The organism is Clostridioides sp. ES-W-0016-02 (genome assembly GCF_020641035.1).
Lineage (GTDB): Bacteria > Bacillota > Clostridia > Peptostreptococcales > Peptostreptococcaceae > Clostridioides.
Map to the genome: position 1 here is coordinate 2,831,868 of NZ_CP061361.1, position 18,897 is coordinate 2,850,764.

The following is an 18,897-nucleotide window of genomic DNA, read 5'->3' on the forward strand; positions in this document are numbered from 1 at the left end:
ATATCTTTAATCTTATTGAATCTATTATTTCTTTAATACATTATTTCGCTTGCTTTAATTGTTTTGTAAAAACAAAGTTTAGCAAAAAACTTATTGTACCTAAAATCACCATAACATATCCTAAAATTTTAAATTGACTTGATGTTATAGTTGCTTCAAATACCATTCCAAGTAGTACAGTAGCAAAAATTGAACCTAAATAACGACTAGTTTGAAATAGACCAGAGGCTGTACCTATGCTCTCAGGAGGACTTTCTTTAAACATTGAAGATTGTAATGCTACATTACCAACTCCATAACTAACACCTGCTAATGATAAAATTATCCCCTTACCTATTACTGGTATTTGAATAAAGATTAATGAAAGAAGTATTGCACTAATCAACATAAAAATTGATGACACTATAAGAGGTACTCTAGTTCCAGATTTGTCTATCCATTTTCCAGTCAATGGAGATATGAAAATTCCTATACCAGACATGAACAACATAAATAGACCAGTTGACCTAGCACTGTAATGTAGTGCATCTTGAAAATAACTTGGAAGACCAAAAAATAAGATATAATTGAAGAAGTTTAATATAATAAACTGTAAATATACCTTTGATAACTTAGGATTACTCATAAAAAGTTTAATATCTATAAAGGGTAATCTCGTTCTCAGTTCATGCCAAATAAAAATGCACATCAAAATTAATCCTAATACAAATTGCTCTAAATTAAAAGACTCCTTAACTGATAATAAGAATAGTAATATAAAAATCATTGCAATTGAAAATAAAACTATACCAACAACATCTAATCTTGATAAAACATTCTTAAAAGTCTCTTTTATACTTTTTTTCTCTTTTATTTCTTTTGGAAATAAAAAATATCCTAGACAAATGGCAACCATAACAATTGGTATATTTACAAGAAATATAGCATGCCATCCACCTAAATCAAGCAATACTCCGCCTAAAGTTGGACCTAATCCTGCTGTAGTTGAAGCAAAAATAGTTAAAACTGCTAATGCAGAAGATTGTCTTTCCTTTATATTATTTTGTATAAGAGCAACTCCAGATGGATACAATGTACTTGTTCCAATAGCTTGAATTACTCTTATAAAAATCAATATAAAGAATGATTGAGTAAATGGTACCATAAATGCTGAAAAACTTACGAGTATTAAACCACTTAAAAATAAAACTTTTCTACCTATTAAATCTCCAATCTTTCCTGAAACTGGCTGTGCAATAGCACTAGCTAAATAAAAGGCTGAAACCATCCAAGACACAGTTGTAAAACTAATATTAAAATCGTTTTGTATACTATGTAATGCAAGTGAAATCATAGATGAATTAAGAGGATTCAGCATAGTTCCTGAGCCTATAGCCACTAAAAAAAGAGTTCTTTTAGCATTTATCTTACTCATATATCATGCCCCCAATATTTTTGATTCATTTATCTTATAAAAAAGCTGCTCCTATAATTCCTGCATCTGAACCTAGGGTTGCACATACAATTTTTGCTATATCTTCTTTTTTGTATAAAACAAACTTTCTTACCAATTCTTCAATCCCATCAAGTATTATATCACTTGCTTTAGAAACTCCTCCACCAATTGATATCACTTCTGGGTCTAATGTATTTATTGTATTTGCAAATGTTTTTGCTAAATAAGTTTTAAATCTAGTTATTACTTCAATTGCAACTGTGTCGTTTTCTCTATGTGCATCAAACACCATCTTTGCATTTATTTTTTTCAAATCTCCTTCTGCTAAATCTAAAATCATACTTTTTCTACCTTCTTGTATAAGTTTTTGAGAATATTTTATAATGGCAGTTGCTGAACAAAAAGTTTCCACACAACCATTATTTCCACAATTGCAATCAAAATAGTTTTCTCCTATTACTTGATGCCCTATTTCTGAGCCTAATCCATGGGCTCCAGAAAAAACTTTTTGATTAATTACTATTCCTCCACCTACTCCAGTTCCTAAAGTATATAAAACTCCAACATCTGCACCTTTCATACTTCCAAACTTTGATTCTCCAAGTGCTGCTACTGTTGCATCATTTTCTCCATGAATTTCAACATTTGGAAATCTTCTTTTTAGTTCATTCTCAAAACTTTCTCCATCCCATTTTAAGTTTACACAAGTTACTAAACCTTTTTTATTTATAAACCCAGGTACTCCAAATCCAATAGACTTTATCTCTTTCATCTTTAGATTGTTTTCTTCTAACAATTTATCAATCATTATTTTTATATCATCTAGTATTCCTTCAAATCCCTTTTCAACCACAGTTTTACATTCTGTTCTAAAAAGTATCTTTCCTTGATTATCAACCACACCTGCTTGTATGCCTGTTCCTCCAATGTCTACACCTATATAATACATCTTTCTCACCTTTCTCTTTTAAATTTTATTAATATATATATATTATCATGTCTATATTATATTAAAATGTAAAACCATGCAAATCTTTAATAATATCTTTAATACAAAACAAAAACACCTTCCCATAGTATATTTTCACTATGAGAAGATGTCTATTTTTATAAATTATTTCAATTTATTAGATGTCAAAACAAACTATATTTAAATCAATTATTTTAAACTTTTATCTCGACTTATTTTTTCGTACTAAACAATATTTTTGCAACTATATATCAACCAAATCTTAAATATATTTTTTACAAACATAAATTAGTTTTCCATAACATAATAAGTTGCTTTTATTATTCACCAATCTATACTAAAAATCTTATACACATAATATATATATTTCTTTACATATACATATATTTGACTAAATACATATTTCTTTACATACATATCTAGCCTATTACCTAACCATACATACATATTTCTTTACATATGCACATATCGAAAGCACTTTTTCACGTAAATTTTTCTAACTAAATTATAAGCAAATATGCAATTTGCAAAAGTTTTAATTCTTACAAATAACTTTAAAACTTAGATGCTTTGGCTATACAATATGACTATTTTACTACCAAAATTTTAAGTCTAGGCAATTCCAATAATTATCCCAGCTTTTGAGTTTTTCCAGTACTTAATATAGCACTAAAAACATCTAACTTTATTTCATAGATTATAATTGAGTTTTCTTCATCATTTGGCTGTGCCACATCCGTTCCCACTGGAATCACCCCTTTCTCTTATTTGATTATATTATAGCATATTAGATATGTAGGGACAAGCATTTTTTCAGAAAATTATTTATATTCAGTTTTATCTTTTTAGAGAAAAACTATTTTTATATATTTATAAATTAAAAATAGCCAATATAAAAATCATATTATATTAATTCAAAATCTTATAACTAAATAATTTAGATTCTAAAGAATATGATTACATTATATTGGCTATTTTAACTACTTTTTCTTAAACATATCTTCTATTTTCTGTCCGAATGTTTTTTTCTTTTCGTGGACGTTCGACCCGCACTCCTTCGCAAATTCTCTTAACAGATCTTTTTGCTTATCATTTAATTTTTTAGGAATCTCGACTACAACTTTGACATATTGGTCTCCTCTTGAATTACCTCTAATTCTAGGAATTCCTTTTTCTTTAAGTCTAAATACAGTTCCAGTTTGTGTTCCTTCTGGCACACTATACTTAACTTTTCCATCCAAAGTAGGTACTTCTATTTCATCACCTAAAGTTGCTTGAACAAATGTAATTGGCATCTCAAAGTAAATATCATTTCCATCTCTAGTAAACAATGGATGAGATTTTACATTAACTACAATGTATAAGTCTCCTCTTGGAGCACCTTTTTCTCCCACTTCACCTTGACCAGCAAGTTTTATCATTTGACCATCATCTATACCTGCAGGTATATCTACTTCTATAGTCTTAACTTTTCTTGTGTTTCCAGTTCCATGACATTTGCTACAAGGAGATTCAATTACTTCTCCAGTTCCATTACAAGTACTACAAGGTCTTGAGCTTGCTATATTTCCAAATGGAGTTCTTTGAACAGTTCTAACTTGACCAGTTCCATTACAAGTTGAACAAGTTTTCTTTGATGTTCCTGGTTTTGCTCCAGTTCCATCACACTCATCACATTCTTCACTTCTATTTAGCTTTATAGACATTTTTTTACCAAATGCAGCTTCTTCAAAAGATATAGTAACATTTTGTCTTATATCTGCACCACGTTGTGGACCTCTTCTTCTTTGTCTTCCACCTCCGAAGCCCCCTCCAAACATGTCACCAAATATATCTCCAAACATATCTTCAAATCCACCAAAGCCTTGGCCATTAAATCCACCTTGGCCTCCAAAGCCTCCTTGACCATTTAGCCCATCATGTCCAAATTGGTCATAAGTCTTTCTCTTTGTATCATCTGAAAGTACTTCATAAGCTTCATTTATTTCTTTAAACTTTTCTTCAGCCTCTTCATCACCAGGGTTTCTATCTGGATGGTACTTCATTGCTAACTTTCTGTAAGCTTTTTTTATCTCTTGAGCTTCTGCACCTTTACTGATACCTAAGACTTCATAATAATCCCTTTTTGTACTCAAAAATTGACACCACCTTCATTTTACAAAACGATAGCTTGTAGAATAATAAACTACAAGCTATCATTAATTCTTATATTCTACTTTAAGTTATATAATCTATGATATATTATATTCTTTATGATGTATATTGTCCATATATCTTTAATATCTATATGATTTTCATAAATAATCTATTCTTCAATTATCATTTGATGTTATATTATATAGCTTATTTATCTTCATCTACTTCTTTAAAGTCAGCATCTACTACATTGTCATCTTTAGGTCCATTATCTTGAGCTTGCTCTGCACCTTGTGCTGCTTGTTGTTCTTGAGCTGCCTTTTGGTACATTTCTTGAGATACTTTTTGGAACTTAGTCATTACTTCTTCTGTAGCTTTCTTAAGTTCTTCTGCTGTAGCATCTTGATTATCTTTTACAACTTTTAAGTCTGCTATTGCTTTTTCTATATCTTCTTTATCACTTGCACTTATTTTATCTCCAAGTTCATTTAAAGTTTTTTCAGTTTGATATATAGTAGATTCAGCTTGGTTAAATGCTTCTATTTTCTCTTTTTTCTGTTTGTCAGCTTCAGCATTCATCTCAGCTTCTTTTATTTTTTGTTCTATATCTGCTTCTGATAAATTAGTATTTGATGTTATAGTTATTTTTTGTTCTTTTCCTGTACCTAAATCTTTAGCTGAAACATTAACTATACCATTTGCATCTATATCAAATGTAACTTCTATTTGAGGTATTCCCCTTTGTGCTGGTGGTATATCAGTTAATTGGAATCTTCCTAAAGTTGTATTGTCATAAGCCATACTTCTTTCACCTTGAAGTACATGTATATCAACAGCTGTTTGGTTATCAGCAGCAGTTGAGAATACTTGAGATTTCTTAGTTGGTATTGTAGTGTTTCTTTCTATTATCTTAGTCATTACATTACCCATAGTTTCTATACCAAGAGATAATGGAGTAACGTCTAGTAATAATAAGTCTTTAACATCTCCTGCTAAAACTCCTGCTTGTATAGAAGCTCCTGCTGCAACACATTCATCTGGGTTTATACCTTTATGAGGATCTTTTCCTATAAATTTCTTAACAGCATCTTGAACTGCTGGTATTCTTGTAGAACCACCAACTAGTAATACATCATCTATTTCACTTGTAGAAAGTCCTGCATCTTGTAAAGCTCTCTTAGTTGGTTCCATAGTTTTTTCAACTAAACCTCTAGTTAATTCTTCAAATTTAGCTCTTGATAAATCTATATTTAAATGCTTTGGACCTTCTGCTGTAGCAGTTATGAAAGGTAAGTTTATGTTTGAATTCATTGTTGATGATAATTCTTTCTTAGCCTTTTCTGCTGCTTCTTTCAATCTTTGAAGAGCCATTTTATCATTTCTTAAATCTACACCTTCAGCTTTTTTGAATTCATCTGCTAAATAGTCTATTACTATTTGGTCGAAGTCATCTCCACCTAATCTATTGTTACCAGCTGTAGCTAAAACTTCAAAAGTACCATCACCTATTTCAAGTATAGATACGTCAAAAGTTCCTCCACCTAAGTCAAATACTAATATTTTCTTTTCTTGGTCTAATTTATCCATACCATAAGCAAGAGCTGCTGCTGTTGGCTCGTTTATTATTCTCTTAACATCTAGCCCTGCTATTCTACCAGCATCTTTAGTAGCTTGTCTTTGAGCATCTGTAAAGTATGCTGGAACAGTTATAACTGCTTCTGTTACTGTTTGTCCTAAGTAACTTTCTGCATCTGATTTTAATTTTTGTAATATTATTGCTGATATTTCTTGTGGAGTATATGATTTTCCATCTATATTCACTTTGTAATCAGTTCCCATGTGAGTTTTTATTGAAGTTATTGTTTTATCTGCATTTGTAACTGCTTGTCTTTTTGCAGGTTCTCCAACTATTCTTTCACCATCTTTTGTAAATGCCACTACTGATGGAGTAGTTCTCATACCTTCATTATTTGCTATTATTTGTGCTTCTCCACCTTCTAATACTGCAACACATGAATTTGTTGTTCCTAAATCTATTCCTATTATTTTTCCCATGACTAAAAATCCTCCTTGAGTAATTGTATAATTAAATTTTACTTATTTGTGTATTTTATATTAGGCTAAATATTTTAACCTTAATTTATATACTTAGCAAGAAACTTTAACCATTGAAGGTCTTATAACTTTAGTTCCTAGCTTATATCCTTTTTGAAGTACCATCACTATTTGATTTGCTTCTACTCCATCTACACTCTCTTGCATAACTGCTAGATGTAAGTTTGGGTCAAATTCCTTAGATTCTGCTTCTATTTCTTCTACTCCAAATTTTACTAGAGTATCTATTAATTGTTTATGTACAAGGCTTATACCCTTATACATAGTATCTTCCTTATCTTCACATGCATCTAAGGCTCTTTCCATACTATCTATAACTGGTATTAACTCAGTTATTATTTTCTCATTTGCAAACACACCAATTGTTTCTTTTTCTTGTTGAGTTCTTCTTCTATAGTTTGCATATTCGGCTTGAAGTCTTTGATATTTGTCATTTAATTCATCTACTTCATCTTTTAATTTTTTTTCTGCTAATTTAGAATTTATATCTGTTACATTTTCATCATCAGCTTTTTCTTCATCAGTTTTTTCGCTTGACTCTTCACATTCTTCATTAACAACTTCATCTTCTAACTCTACTTGAGTTTCAGATTCTTGGTTAATAGAAGTATCATTTTCTTCTTTTACTTCTTGTTGCTCATTTTTTTTATCCAAGACTTTACACCCCTCAATTTAAAATTTCTTTACTTTCTATTAATTAATAAACTCATATAATTTATTATAGAGTAAATTCTAGCGTAATCCATTCTTGTAGGTCCTATGAAGCTTATTCGCCCAACTAAGTCTCTGTCTACATTATAAGTTGCTGTAACTATACTACAATCCTGTGCCAATTTACAATCATTATCACTACCAATTATTATATTTAGATTTTCTTTTTGTATTCCCTTTGATTTAATTATGTCAGCTATTGTTTCCTTTCTTTCTAACATATTTAAAAATGACTTTGCTTTTAACACATCATTGAATTCTGGATAACTAAATATATTAGTGGCTCCATTTAATGATAGAGAAAAATCTTCTTCTTCCATATTTGAGTTTAGGGCATTTAAAAGTTCATCTATAAACCCTGAATACTCACTTATTTCATATTTAATAAAAGCAATCAGATTATCATCTAAATCTGTTATACTTTTTCCTAAGAGCTTCTTTGTAAGATTATCAGAAATCAAATTTAACTTAGATTGATCTAAATATACATTAGTTGTAAGGTTAGCTTTTTTTAAGTCCCCTTTATCTGTTACAACTATAAGTAAAATATTATTGTCATGCATAGCAACTAACTGTATATGCTTTATGACGCTTTGATTTATTAAACTCTTAGTAACTGCTACAGTTGTGTAGTTAGTTAATTGAGATAATAGCTTAGACGTTTCATGAATTAATTCTTTTATATGATTTATGTTATGATTCATACATTGTTCAATAAGAATCTTATCATTATCATCTAATTCACTTTTACTCATAAGAGAGTTTACATATAACTTATAGCCTTTTTCAGATGGAACTCTACCCGCAGAAGTATGTGGCTGAATTAAATATCCTAATTCTTCAAGGTCAGCCATTTCATTTCTTATGGTGGCAGCACTAACACCTAAATCATGCCTTTTAGATATTGTTCTAGAACCTATAGCTTCAGCTGTTTCTATATAATCTTTAACTATAGCTTTGAGGATATTTAATTTTCTTTCATTTAATTCCATATTATTATACCTCCTAGCTGTTAGCACTCACTAAGTTCGAGTGCTAAAAAGATTATATATATTATATACCATTATAAATTTATTTTGTCAACACCCTAAAAATCATTCCATAAATTCTATAAATATACTATTAGATATTTCTCTTCCCTTTTGAGTTAATTGTATTCCCTCAAAGCTTTGGTTTATAAGGTCTCTAGCTAGTAACATTTCTATCTGCTTACTGTATTTTTTTCTAAAATCTATTCCAAAATTTTTTTCAAAATCTTTAAATTTTATTCCCTTATTCATTCTAAGGCCCATAAATATCTTTTCTTCTATCATATCTTTTATAGAAAGATTTTCACTATCTTGTATTGGCTTCTCTCCTTTAATCAGACTTAAATGATAATCCTCTAAAGATTCTAAATTATTATATCTATTATTATCAATATAACCAGAAGCTCCTGCTCCAAGACCTATATAGTGTTCACATTCCCAATATAAAATATTATGTTTACAATTATAGCCTTCTTGTGAGTAATTTGATATTTCATATTGATTGTATCCTTTTGATTTTAAATAGTTTATTGTATACTCATACATTTCTATATCTATATTTTCATCTATAAGGTCAAATTGATTATTTTCATACATATTATACAGTTCAGTACCTTCTTCTAATATAAGAGAATATGCTGATATATGTGTTGGATTTAAATCTGTAACTTTTTCAAGAGTTTCCTTCCAATCACATAGTGTTTGATTGGGAAGACTATACATTAAGTCTATATTAATATTTTTAAATCCTACACTCAGTGCGTCCATATAGTTTTTCTCAAATTCTTTATAACTATGTATTCTTCCTATAAAGTTCAAATGCTTTTCTTGGACAGCTTGTAACCCTATGCTAAGTCTATTGATACCAACTTCTTTCATAGTTTCTAATTTTTCTAGTGTCAGTGTGCCAGGATTGCATTCTATGGTTATTTCTGCGTTTTTGTCTATATTGAATTTTTCTTTTACACTTACAAATACTTCTCTTATTTCTTCAGATGTCAAAATACTAGGTGTTCCTCCACCTATAAATATACTTGTTATTATATCGTTTTTGTCTATATTGAAATCTTCTTTATTTTTGTATTTATCATCTCTATTTAATTTATTACTGTATAACTCCATTTCTATTTTCAAATCTTCTATATATCTTTTTTTTGAATCTAGGTCCATTTTATAAGAATTAAAATCACAATACTTACATTTTTTCACACAAAATGGGATATGTATATAAAGTCCTAACATTTTATATTCCTCATTTCTTAAAATTATCTTAAAGCATCAGTTATTAAATTATAAATCAAACAAAATAACTCATCAAATAACATATAAAGCATCTTCACTATGTAATATCATAAAAAATTTGGATAAAAGTAGATTTTTACTTTTATCCAAATTTTTCAACTTAAAATAAATGACTATTTTTTCTTCATATAATAATAAACTGGTAATCCAAGTAGGGTTATAAATATACCACCTAAAGATACTGCTGTTGAAGTCAGTATTTGATTTATTATTACAAATAATCCACCTAATATAGCTATAATTGGTATTATTGGATATAAAGGAACTTTATACGGTCTGTGTAAATCTGGTTGTTCTCTTCTAAGCCTTATAACTCCAACAAAAGTCAATACATAAAATACCCATATTGAAAATATAGTTAAATCTGTCAAAAGATTAAATTGACCAGATAAAGCATATATACATGCTAATACAGTTATGAGCAGTATTGAATTTACAGGAGACCCACCAGAATTTACTTTTAATAAAACCTTAGAAGCAGGCAAAGTTCCTTTTTCAGCTAATGTATATGGTATTCTTGACCCTGTTAATAAATATCCATTTAATGTACCAAACACTGATATTAATATACCCACAGTTATTACTTTTCCACCTAAATTTCCAAATAATTTTTTTGCAACTAATGTTGCTGGTGAAGTAACAGTTGCTAATTCACTTGCTGGCACAACCCAAAGATATGCTACATTTATTATAATATATATTGCCATAACTAATGATAGCCCACCAACTATTGCTCTTGGTAAATCTTTTTCTGGAGATTTCATCTCTCCTGAGATAGCACCGACATTTATCCATCCGTCATATGCAAACAACGTTGCTATTAATACTTGTCCAAGTGCGCTTGATACACTAACTCCATCACCTACAAATGGATTTAATATCTCACTACTTTGGCCTTTAATAAATCCAAATATTATTATTAGAGCTAATGGTATCATTTTTCCAATAGTAGCTACTGTCTGAACTTTTCCTCCCAATGATGAACCTATTATATTAAGTAATGATAAAAACAGTATTACTCCAATTGCTATTGGAAGCACAACTGACATATTGTTTGGACTCATATTTAAAAGTTCAGATGCTTGTTGAGCAAATATTACCCCTAATGCTGCTGACGTACCTGGAAAAAATAATACAGTTTGCATCCATCCAGTTAAAAATCCTAATTTTTCTCCATATATTTCTTCAATATAAATCATCATACCACCAGTTTTTGGGATAGCAGCTGATATTTCTGTAGCTGTAAGTCCAGCTGTTATTGTTATAAATCCACCTAAAAGCCATGCTATAATACCTAGTCCTGGAGCTCCATTAGTTGTGGTATATATTGCCTGTGGCTTAAAAAAAACTCCTGAACCTATAACCATACCTACAACAGTAGAAAGAGCTGCTGAAAGACCAATCGTCTTTTGTAGTTGAGTACGCATGATGTCCCTCCTTACTGTTTTATAAGTGCATAAAATATTAATTTTATAAATTTATGGTTTTAGTATTCCCAAAGTTTTTTTTTATATTAACTTACTAACTTTATATTAATTTGCTATACATTTAAAATTATAGAATACCAACCTTCATAATTTCAACCTTATAAAGACTGTCTATTTTTTTAATGTAAATTATATTTACTATCTTAAATTAATTAAATTAAAGTTTAATCTTTTAACTTAAAATGTGTATATATCTAATACTTTTCCTTTTAAAATTTCTTTTTCATTTAGTTCTGGATTATTGATAACAATTTCAAGCATCTTATTTAATAGATACCCTATATCTTTACCTGGTTTAACACCTATAGACATTAAATCGTTTCCATTAATAGCTAAGTCTTTAATATGAAAGCATTCATTTTGACTTATTATATGTTTAAATTCCTTTTCACTCTCAATAAGGTTTAATATTTTCTGTTTTGCATATTTTGGGTTTTTAGCAAGTGTGTCAGCCCAATTAACCTTTATTAAATCTTCAAATAGTTCAACATCTCCAAGTTTATTTAATAACTTTTTAATAATTTTTCTTTTTGGTTCTATTCTATAATCATGATATTGTATTAATATTAAAACTTTATTAATAGTATAATTATCATACTTAAGTCTCTTCAAAATTTGCTTTGCTATTTTGACAGACTCCCTACTGTGACTATAAAAATGGTCAATTCCATTTTTATCTGTCGTTTTAGTAATTTTTTTACCCAAATCATGAAATAACATTGTAAGCTTTAGATATAATTCATCTTCAATTACTTCAGTAGCTATCAATGTATGTTTTCCAACATTATAAATATGATATGGATTATTTTGAATAACATCTTCTAAGTCACATATTTCAGGAATTATAAATTTTAATAATCCTGTTGAAATTAATAAATTTAACTTAGATGAATCAGATATTAGCATTTTATTGAATTCTACTTGAATTCTTTCCATAGACACACATTTTATTAAATCTGCGTTTCTGTAGATACTTTGTTTAGTATCTTCATCTATTTTAAAATTAAGCTGTGCAGAAAACCTAATCGCTCTAAGCATTCTAAGTGCATCTTCTTCAAATCTATCTACTGGATTTCCAACGCAACGAATACACTTATTTTGTATATCCTCACAACCATTAAATGGGTCAACTAATCCAGTCTTTGAATTGTATGCAATTGCATTAACAGTAAAATCTCTTCTTGACAAATCCTTAACTATATCATTTGTAAATTCTATTGAATCTGGATGTCTACCATCACTATAACTTCCATCTATTCTATATGTTGTCACTTCAAATGGCTCATGTTCAATCATGACTGTTACAGTACCATGTCGTATACCAGTTGGAATAGTCCTTTCAAATATCTCTACCACTTTTTCAGGTCTTGCACTAGTTGTTATATCCCAGTCATTTGGAATTTTTTCTAATAAACAATCCCTCACACATCCTCCAACTACATATGCCTCATAACCATTCTTTTCTAATTCTTTAATTATATAATCCACTTTTTTAGGAATTTCTATATTAGTCATAAATATCACCTTTTTTTATTTTTTCTTTAATATACTCTTACTTATATTCTCTATGTGTTTAATTAAAATATACCACAAAAAAACTAGATTAATTTAGAAATAATTCTAAAATCACTCTAGCTTTTAAGTATATTTATCTAAATTTATAAAAATTTAATAAATTATTCATCCAACTTAAGTACAGACATAAATGCTTTTTGAGGAACTTCAACAGAGCCAATTTGTCTCATACGCTTCTTACCTTCTTTTTGTTTTTCAAGAAGTTTCTTCTTACGAGATATATCTCCACCATAACATTTAGCAAGTACATCTTTTCTTAAAGCACTTATTGTCTCTCTTGCAATAACCTTATTACCAACAGCAGCTTGTATAGGTATAGCAAATTGATGTCTTGGAATTTCGCCTTTTAATTTCTCACACATTGCCTTTCCTCTAGGGAAAGCACGAGTTTCATGTACAATAAAACTAAGTGCATCAACTTGCTCTTTATTAATTAAAACATCAAGTTTTACAAGAGTAGATGCAACATATCCCTTAATCTCATAATCAAGAGAACCATATCCTCTAGTTCTTGATTTTAAGGCATCAAAGAAATCATAAACAACTTCATTAAGAGGAAGGTCGTAATGAAGCATTACTCTTCTCTCATCTATATATTCCATGTTTAACATATTTCCACGTCTTTCCTGGCAAAGTTCCATAACAACACCTACATAATCTTTAGGAACTATTATATCACCTTTTACTATAGGTTCTTCTATCATTCTTATCTCAGCTACTTCTGGCAAATTTGCAGGATTTTGTATCATTACAACTTCTCCATCAGTTTTTGTAACTCTGTATATAACAGATGGTGCTGTAGTTATTATATCAAGATTAAATTCTCTCTCAAGTCTTTCTTGCATTATTTCCATATGTAAAAGACCTAAAAATCCACATCTAAACCCAAACCCTAGCGCAGCTGAAGTTTCAGCCTCATATTCAAGGGCAGCATCATTTACTTGTAATTTTTCAAGAGCATCTCTTACATTTTCATATTTTTCACCTTCTCCTGGATATATACCACAATATACCATTGGAGTAGCTTTTTTATATCCTGGTAAAGGTTCTTCTGTAGGATTATTTGAATCTGTTATTGTATCCCCTACACGACAGCTTCTTATGTCTTTTATACTAGCAGCAATATAACCAACATCACCAGCTGATAATTCACTAAGTTCAGTTTGCCCTGGAGCCATAACACCAACTTCAGTTACTTCAAACTTTTTCTTAGTATTCATCATTTTTATTGTCATACCTTTTTTAACAGTTCCTTCAAACACTCTAACATAGGCTACAACACCTTTATAAGCATCGTAATAAGAGTCAAATATTAACGCCTTTAATGGTGCTTCATTATCTCCTTTAGGTGCAGGGACATTTTTTACAATATCTTCTAAAACATCTTCTATATTTAAACCTGTTTTAGCTGAAATAAGAGGTGCTTCACTTGCATCAAGCCCTATTATATCTTCAATTTCATGTTTTACTTCATCTGGTCTTGCACTTGGTAAATCTATTTTATTTATTATTGGTAATATTTCTAAATCTTGGTCTATTGCAAGATACACATTAGCTAAAGTCTGTGCCTCAACACCTTGTGCTGCATCGACTACCAATAATGCTCCCTCACATGCTACTAAACTTCTTGATACCTCGTAATTGAAGTCTACATGTCCTGGTGTATCTATAAGATTTAAATAATATTCATTTCCATCCTTCGCCTTATACATTAATCTTATATTTTGAAGCTTTATAGTGATTCCTCTTTCTCTTTCAAGATCCATGTTATCAAGTAATTGACTCTTCATGTCTCTTTCACTGACAAGCCCCGTTTGTTGTATTAATCTATCAGCTAAGGTAGACTTTCCATGGTCTATATGTGCAATTATACTAAAATTTCTAGTTCTACTTTGTTTATTGTCCACCTTAAATTCCCTCCTCTTGATTATTCTTATAGTTATCATTTTATATTATATAAAAACTTTTTATATATCAAATTTTAAATTTTTGAATATAAACTAATTGGCATTAAACAAAATTATCCACATTATATGTGGATTATCAAGTCTAACACTAAATATTATATAATATCATAAACTTAAAGTAAATCCTATAAAATATAGTTAATGTGTTTTTATTTTATACAATTAAAGATACATAACTAAAATAAGGCTTATTTTAATCAATAAACCTTATTCACTTATTTCCTACTTATTAAATTTTTCAACGATTTTGTGTATATCAAAATCTGGTATGTCAATCTTTGGTATATCAAACTTTGTAATATCAAATTTAATACTTGAGAAATAATTATGTTGTTTTATTCCCAACATACTTTTAGCATTACTATCAACTATAAATACACAAATGGATGTACCTATAATCATAATAACTAAAAATATAATTCTCATAATATACTTATATTTTCTTTGTTTACTTTTACCTTCTATATTTCTTTCTAATCGGCTCATTCAACATGCTCCTAATTACACTAAACAATCTAATTTTTTTGTTTAAAATATTCATCTAAAATTTCAGCAAGATACTTTGTAGTAGCCTTAGATTCTTCTATACTCGTTGCATTATTTCCAATTTCTATTAACATGTGATTTTTAACTGCAAATTGATTAAATCTAGCATAGTCTTTTTCTACTATTGGAGACACCAAGCCTGGATATTTCTTTTCAGCAAAAGCAGTTATATCATCTGCTAAAGCTCTAAGTTGTGCTTTATTTTCATTTTTTCCTCCTACAACAAAGAAGAATTTAGATACTCTCTCTCCATTTATCATAGTTGTATATTTCAAATGGTCTTTTTCTTTAGTGGCTGGATTAGTTAAATCCCTAGCATCCCTATGTAAATCTATTGCTATGTCCACTGTATTATATTTAGGGAGTATACTTTTTATTGTTTTTAAACTACTTGCATAAGAGTTATTATAAGATGGATAGTCATGGTATTTAGTAGTATGGACTACACCCCATCCCTTACTGTCTAAAGCACTAGTTAATGCATTTCCTACTTCCATTACTGAATTTTTCTTATCTCTTGAATGATAATTTCCATCAGGTGAGTTTGAATAAGTTTCACACCCATGAGTATGATATATCAAAATTCTTGGATTTTCTTTAGTCACTCTTAAGTCATCTTTATACTCTGCACTAGACGCAGTACTAGTTTCAGTTGTATCTGAGTTTTTTGACTCAATATCTGGAACATTTTCTTTACCAACATAAAGTTTTATATATTCTTTTTCGCTTTCTTTCTTATTGTCGGACTTACTTACATCCTCAGATTTTTTATTTTCATCTTTACTTTCTTTACTTGCTTCTTTATTTTTATCACTCTTTTTATTTTCTGTATTATTTCCTTCGACTTTAGCTTCTGGATAAGATGAATTTACTAAAAACTTTAAAAAGTCATCTTGATTTAAAGCCAATGATTTTCCTGGTAAAATGCATGCTAATATAAAAGTCAAGGTTACTACTTTAATGCATTTTTTAAACATATTTGCTCCTCCTTATTTTACAATCTACCTGGATGTAAAGACCTATTCAGACCTTCACTTATTATTATAGATAGATTTTCAATTGTATCATCTATATCTTTTGGTGTTACGATTAAGTTCTTATCATATGGATCTAATGAATCTTTTATTAGATGATATTTTTCTTCCTCTTTAAGTTTTTTCAACATATTATAAAAACTTTCTGTTTCTTCTGATTGAGATATTAAATTATCTATTGCCATATCCAAAACATCTATAGTAAGAGTTGCTGCGTCAACCACAGTTGGAACTCCTATTGCAATAACATCCACTCCTAAGGTTTCTTTAGTGAGAGATTTTCTTGTATTACCAACACCTCCACCAGGTGATATTCCTGCTGTTGATATTTGTATAGTAGAGTTTACTCTTTCCATTTTTCTTGATGCTAGTGCATCTATTGCTACTACTCTATCTGGCTTAACTTTCTCAACTAGTGACTTCACTACTTCACTAGTTTCTATCCCAGTAACACCCATAACCCCTGGACTTAGAGCTGATACCTCAGTAAAATCATCATCATAATCCTTGTTGTAATTTTTAAAGAGATGTCTAGTTACTAGTGTTTTAGATACACTTTTGGGACCCAATGCATCAGAAGTAATATTTCTATTTCCAAGACCAATTACTAGTGTCTTTTTATTTTTGTCTTGTCCAAATACATCTACTAATTCATCTTTTAGATAATTTATCATCTCTTCTCTTGACTCATCATCATCAAACTTCATAAGATTACTTTCTAGGGTTATATACTTTCCTATATCTTTGTTCATTATCTCTGAACCTTGTTCATCTATTACTTCAACTTTTGTTACAACACAATTTTCTAATTCTTTAGTTTCTATTTCCACCCCAGGAATACTACTTCCTTCTTGAGATTTTTCACACATTTCACTAGCTTCTAAAGCCAAATCTGTTCTTACATTAATCATATAAACCTCCAGTATAAATTAAATGCTAATTATAATTGTTAACAAAATTTAGTATTTTATAACAAAAAACTATAAATTTATTTAAAACAAGTAAAATTAAGGCTTTCAATGTAAGAAAATTGAGTTTGGTCAGTAAATAGTCAGTAAACTTCCTTAACTATCATCTATTTACAAATATAAAAAGGTAGCAACTATTTATATAGGTGCTACCTTTTAATCTATTTATCAATTTCATATTATCAAATTCCTGTCAAATTTTCATTCATTATACATTTCTTTTTTATCAAAATAACTTTATAATTTCTATATCATTTCATTCTGTTGAAAAAATGGTTCAGCAATCTCCAACCACTCATTTGGCAAATAAATAGCTAGATAACCATGATTATATCCCTTAGCTTCATAAATTTTACAAGAAGGTACATAAGACTGAAATATCTTTGCAGAGTTTTTTACACATTTCATTTCCTTTTCACCATACCAATACATCACTTGTGCTGTAGTTTCTCTTAAACTCTCCTTAAGTGTGTACTTCATCATATAAGTACGATACATAGCATAGAGTGTTTCTTTTCTGACATGTGGCATATCTTTCATATAATAGTTCTTAATTTCATCTGGATATTGCATGTTTTTTGGAAATAATTTTGACATCATAGCAATTTGAAATCTACAAGCTTTTTCACTAAATAAAAGCCCTCTAAAAAATCGAATCGACATCATACAAGCTCGTGCCATATTGGGTCTAGGATAGCAAATACTGCCATCAATAATTGCCTTTTCAGTAATATCTGGTTTTCGAGATAAAATCTCTATAACAATCTGTCCACCAAGAGATACTCCACACAGAGAAAAAAGATGACCACCACACTTTTCATCTATATATTTCATCAATTTATCTGCTGTATCCTCTGTAGAAATATATGCAGTCTTGTATTCTTCTCCATGACCATCCAGTGTAGGAAGTATTACATGATAGTATTCAGACAATACTCGTGCTTGTCGTAAATAATTCCACCATGCATTCCCACCTCCATGAATCAGCATGATATGTGGATTGTTTTTATTCCCAAATTCATGAAAGTTCATATATAATACCTCCTTATAAAAACAAAATGTTTGTTATTTCTTCTTCTCATCATTTTTTGCAGGTGGAGAAGATATAATTGAGAGTTTTCGGAGTTTTAAATCTGATTTGGGTTCTTGGTCTATGTATGGCTTTAATAAATCAACTATACTTTGAAGAAGATTTTCATATTCTCTATCAGTTATATATAACAATGCTGAAGTGAAAAATACATTGTCTTTCTTATGGGCTTGATTTTTCAAACTAAAATACTCATTCATTTCTTGCATCAAACCCATATGAAATGCTGTAGAGAGTGAAACAGATGCATCTACTTCCATATCCAAAGCATATTCCTTTAATGAATAAATTTTTTCAATTGTACCACGTACACGATTTTCTTTAACTACTTCAATCATATTGTTATCTTCCAAAATTTTAACATGGTGGTAAACTGTTGCACGAGGAATATCACTTAGATACTTCACAATATCAGATGTACGAACACTACCATGAATTCTGATATACTGTAAAATTCGGAGTCTAGCTGGATTTAAAATTAGTTTTGTTGTATCCACTTTATCAATCCTTTCTTTAATCCATAAAATTATTAT

Annotated in this window: 15 protein-coding genes; all 15 read right to left on the reverse strand. The window is 29.4% G+C overall.

Annotated elements, in window-relative coordinates; translation table 11 throughout:
- Window positions 1–40 precede the first annotated feature (40 nt).
- The 15 genes from IC758_RS13510 to IC758_RS13580 all read right to left on the reverse strand — a co-directional run bounded on the left by IC758_RS13510 (window position 41) and on the right by IC758_RS13580 (window position 18,861).
- On the reverse strand, window positions 41–1,414 hold the full coding sequence (locus tag IC758_RS13510; RefSeq protein WP_227432580.1) for an MFS transporter: 1,374 nt from the start codon (window positions 1,412–1,414) through the stop codon (window positions 41–43).
- Between the two features lie 34 nt (window positions 1,415–1,448).
- Window positions 1,449–2,384: an ROK family protein gene (locus IC758_RS13515; RefSeq protein ID WP_227835334.1), complete on the reverse strand. Its 936-nt coding sequence runs from the start codon at window positions 2,382–2,384 to the stop codon at window positions 1,449–1,451.
- Between the two features lie 1,001 nt (window positions 2,385–3,385).
- Complete coding sequence (gene dnaJ, locus IC758_RS13520) at window positions 3,386–4,540, reverse strand: molecular chaperone DnaJ (protein ID WP_227432574.1); 1,155 nt, start codon at window positions 4,538–4,540, stop codon at window positions 3,386–3,388.
- Between the two features lie 208 nt (window positions 4,541–4,748).
- Entirely contained in the window at window positions 4,749–6,596 is a 1,848-nt protein-coding gene (gene dnaK / locus IC758_RS13525) for a molecular chaperone DnaK (protein WP_227432573.1), read from the reverse strand.
- Between the two features lie 93 nt (window positions 6,597–6,689).
- The gene (gene grpE, locus IC758_RS13530; RefSeq protein ID WP_227432572.1) at window positions 6,690–7,310 is read right to left on the reverse strand and encodes a nucleotide exchange factor GrpE; all 621 of its coding nucleotides are present in this window, start codon (window positions 7,308–7,310) and stop codon (window positions 6,690–6,692) included.
- Between the two features lie 29 nt (window positions 7,311–7,339).
- Window positions 7,340–8,359, reverse strand: a complete 1,020-nt coding sequence (gene hrcA / locus IC758_RS13535) for a heat-inducible transcriptional repressor HrcA (protein WP_227432571.1) — start codon at window positions 8,357–8,359, stop codon at window positions 7,340–7,342.
- A gap of 102 nt (window positions 8,360–8,461) precedes the next feature.
- Window positions 8,462–9,637, reverse strand: coding sequence for a radical SAM family heme chaperone HemW (gene hemW, locus IC758_RS13540; RefSeq protein WP_227835330.1), 1,176 nt, complete (start codon window positions 9,635–9,637; stop codon window positions 8,462–8,464).
- Between the two features lie 173 nt (window positions 9,638–9,810).
- The gene (locus IC758_RS13545) at window positions 9,811–11,124 is read right to left on the reverse strand and encodes an APC family permease (RefSeq protein ID WP_227432569.1); all 1,314 of its coding nucleotides are present in this window, start codon (window positions 11,122–11,124) and stop codon (window positions 9,811–9,813) included.
- A 237-nt stretch (window positions 11,125–11,361) separates the two neighbouring features.
- Window positions 11,362–12,699, reverse strand: a complete 1,338-nt coding sequence (locus IC758_RS13550) for a CCA tRNA nucleotidyltransferase (protein ID WP_227860528.1) — start codon at window positions 12,697–12,699, stop codon at window positions 11,362–11,364.
- Between the two features lie 161 nt (window positions 12,700–12,860).
- Complete coding sequence (gene lepA / locus IC758_RS13555) at window positions 12,861–14,666, reverse strand: translation elongation factor 4 (protein ID WP_227482848.1); 1,806 nt, start codon at window positions 14,664–14,666, stop codon at window positions 12,861–12,863.
- 282 nt (window positions 14,667–14,948) lie between these two features.
- Window positions 14,949–15,212, reverse strand: a complete 264-nt coding sequence (locus IC758_RS13560; RefSeq protein WP_227830755.1) for a hypothetical protein — start codon at window positions 15,210–15,212, stop codon at window positions 14,949–14,951.
- A 29-nt stretch (window positions 15,213–15,241) separates the two neighbouring features.
- On the reverse strand, window positions 15,242–16,249 hold the full coding sequence (gene spoIIP, locus IC758_RS13565; RefSeq protein ID WP_227432565.1) for a stage II sporulation protein P: 1,008 nt from the start codon (window positions 16,247–16,249) through the stop codon (window positions 15,242–15,244).
- 17 nt (window positions 16,250–16,266) lie between these two features.
- On the reverse strand, window positions 16,267–17,217 hold the full coding sequence (gene gpr / locus IC758_RS13570; protein WP_227432564.1) for a GPR endopeptidase: 951 nt from the start codon (window positions 17,215–17,217) through the stop codon (window positions 16,267–16,269).
- A gap of 303 nt (window positions 17,218–17,520) precedes the next feature.
- The gene (locus IC758_RS13575) at window positions 17,521–18,306 is read right to left on the reverse strand and encodes an alpha/beta fold hydrolase (protein ID WP_227860529.1); all 786 of its coding nucleotides are present in this window, start codon (window positions 18,304–18,306) and stop codon (window positions 17,521–17,523) included.
- Between the two features lie 33 nt (window positions 18,307–18,339).
- Window positions 18,340–18,861, reverse strand: coding sequence for a helix-turn-helix domain-containing protein (locus IC758_RS13580; RefSeq protein ID WP_227855362.1), 522 nt, complete (start codon window positions 18,859–18,861; stop codon window positions 18,340–18,342).
- Between the last annotated feature and the right edge of the window lie 36 nt (window positions 18,862–18,897).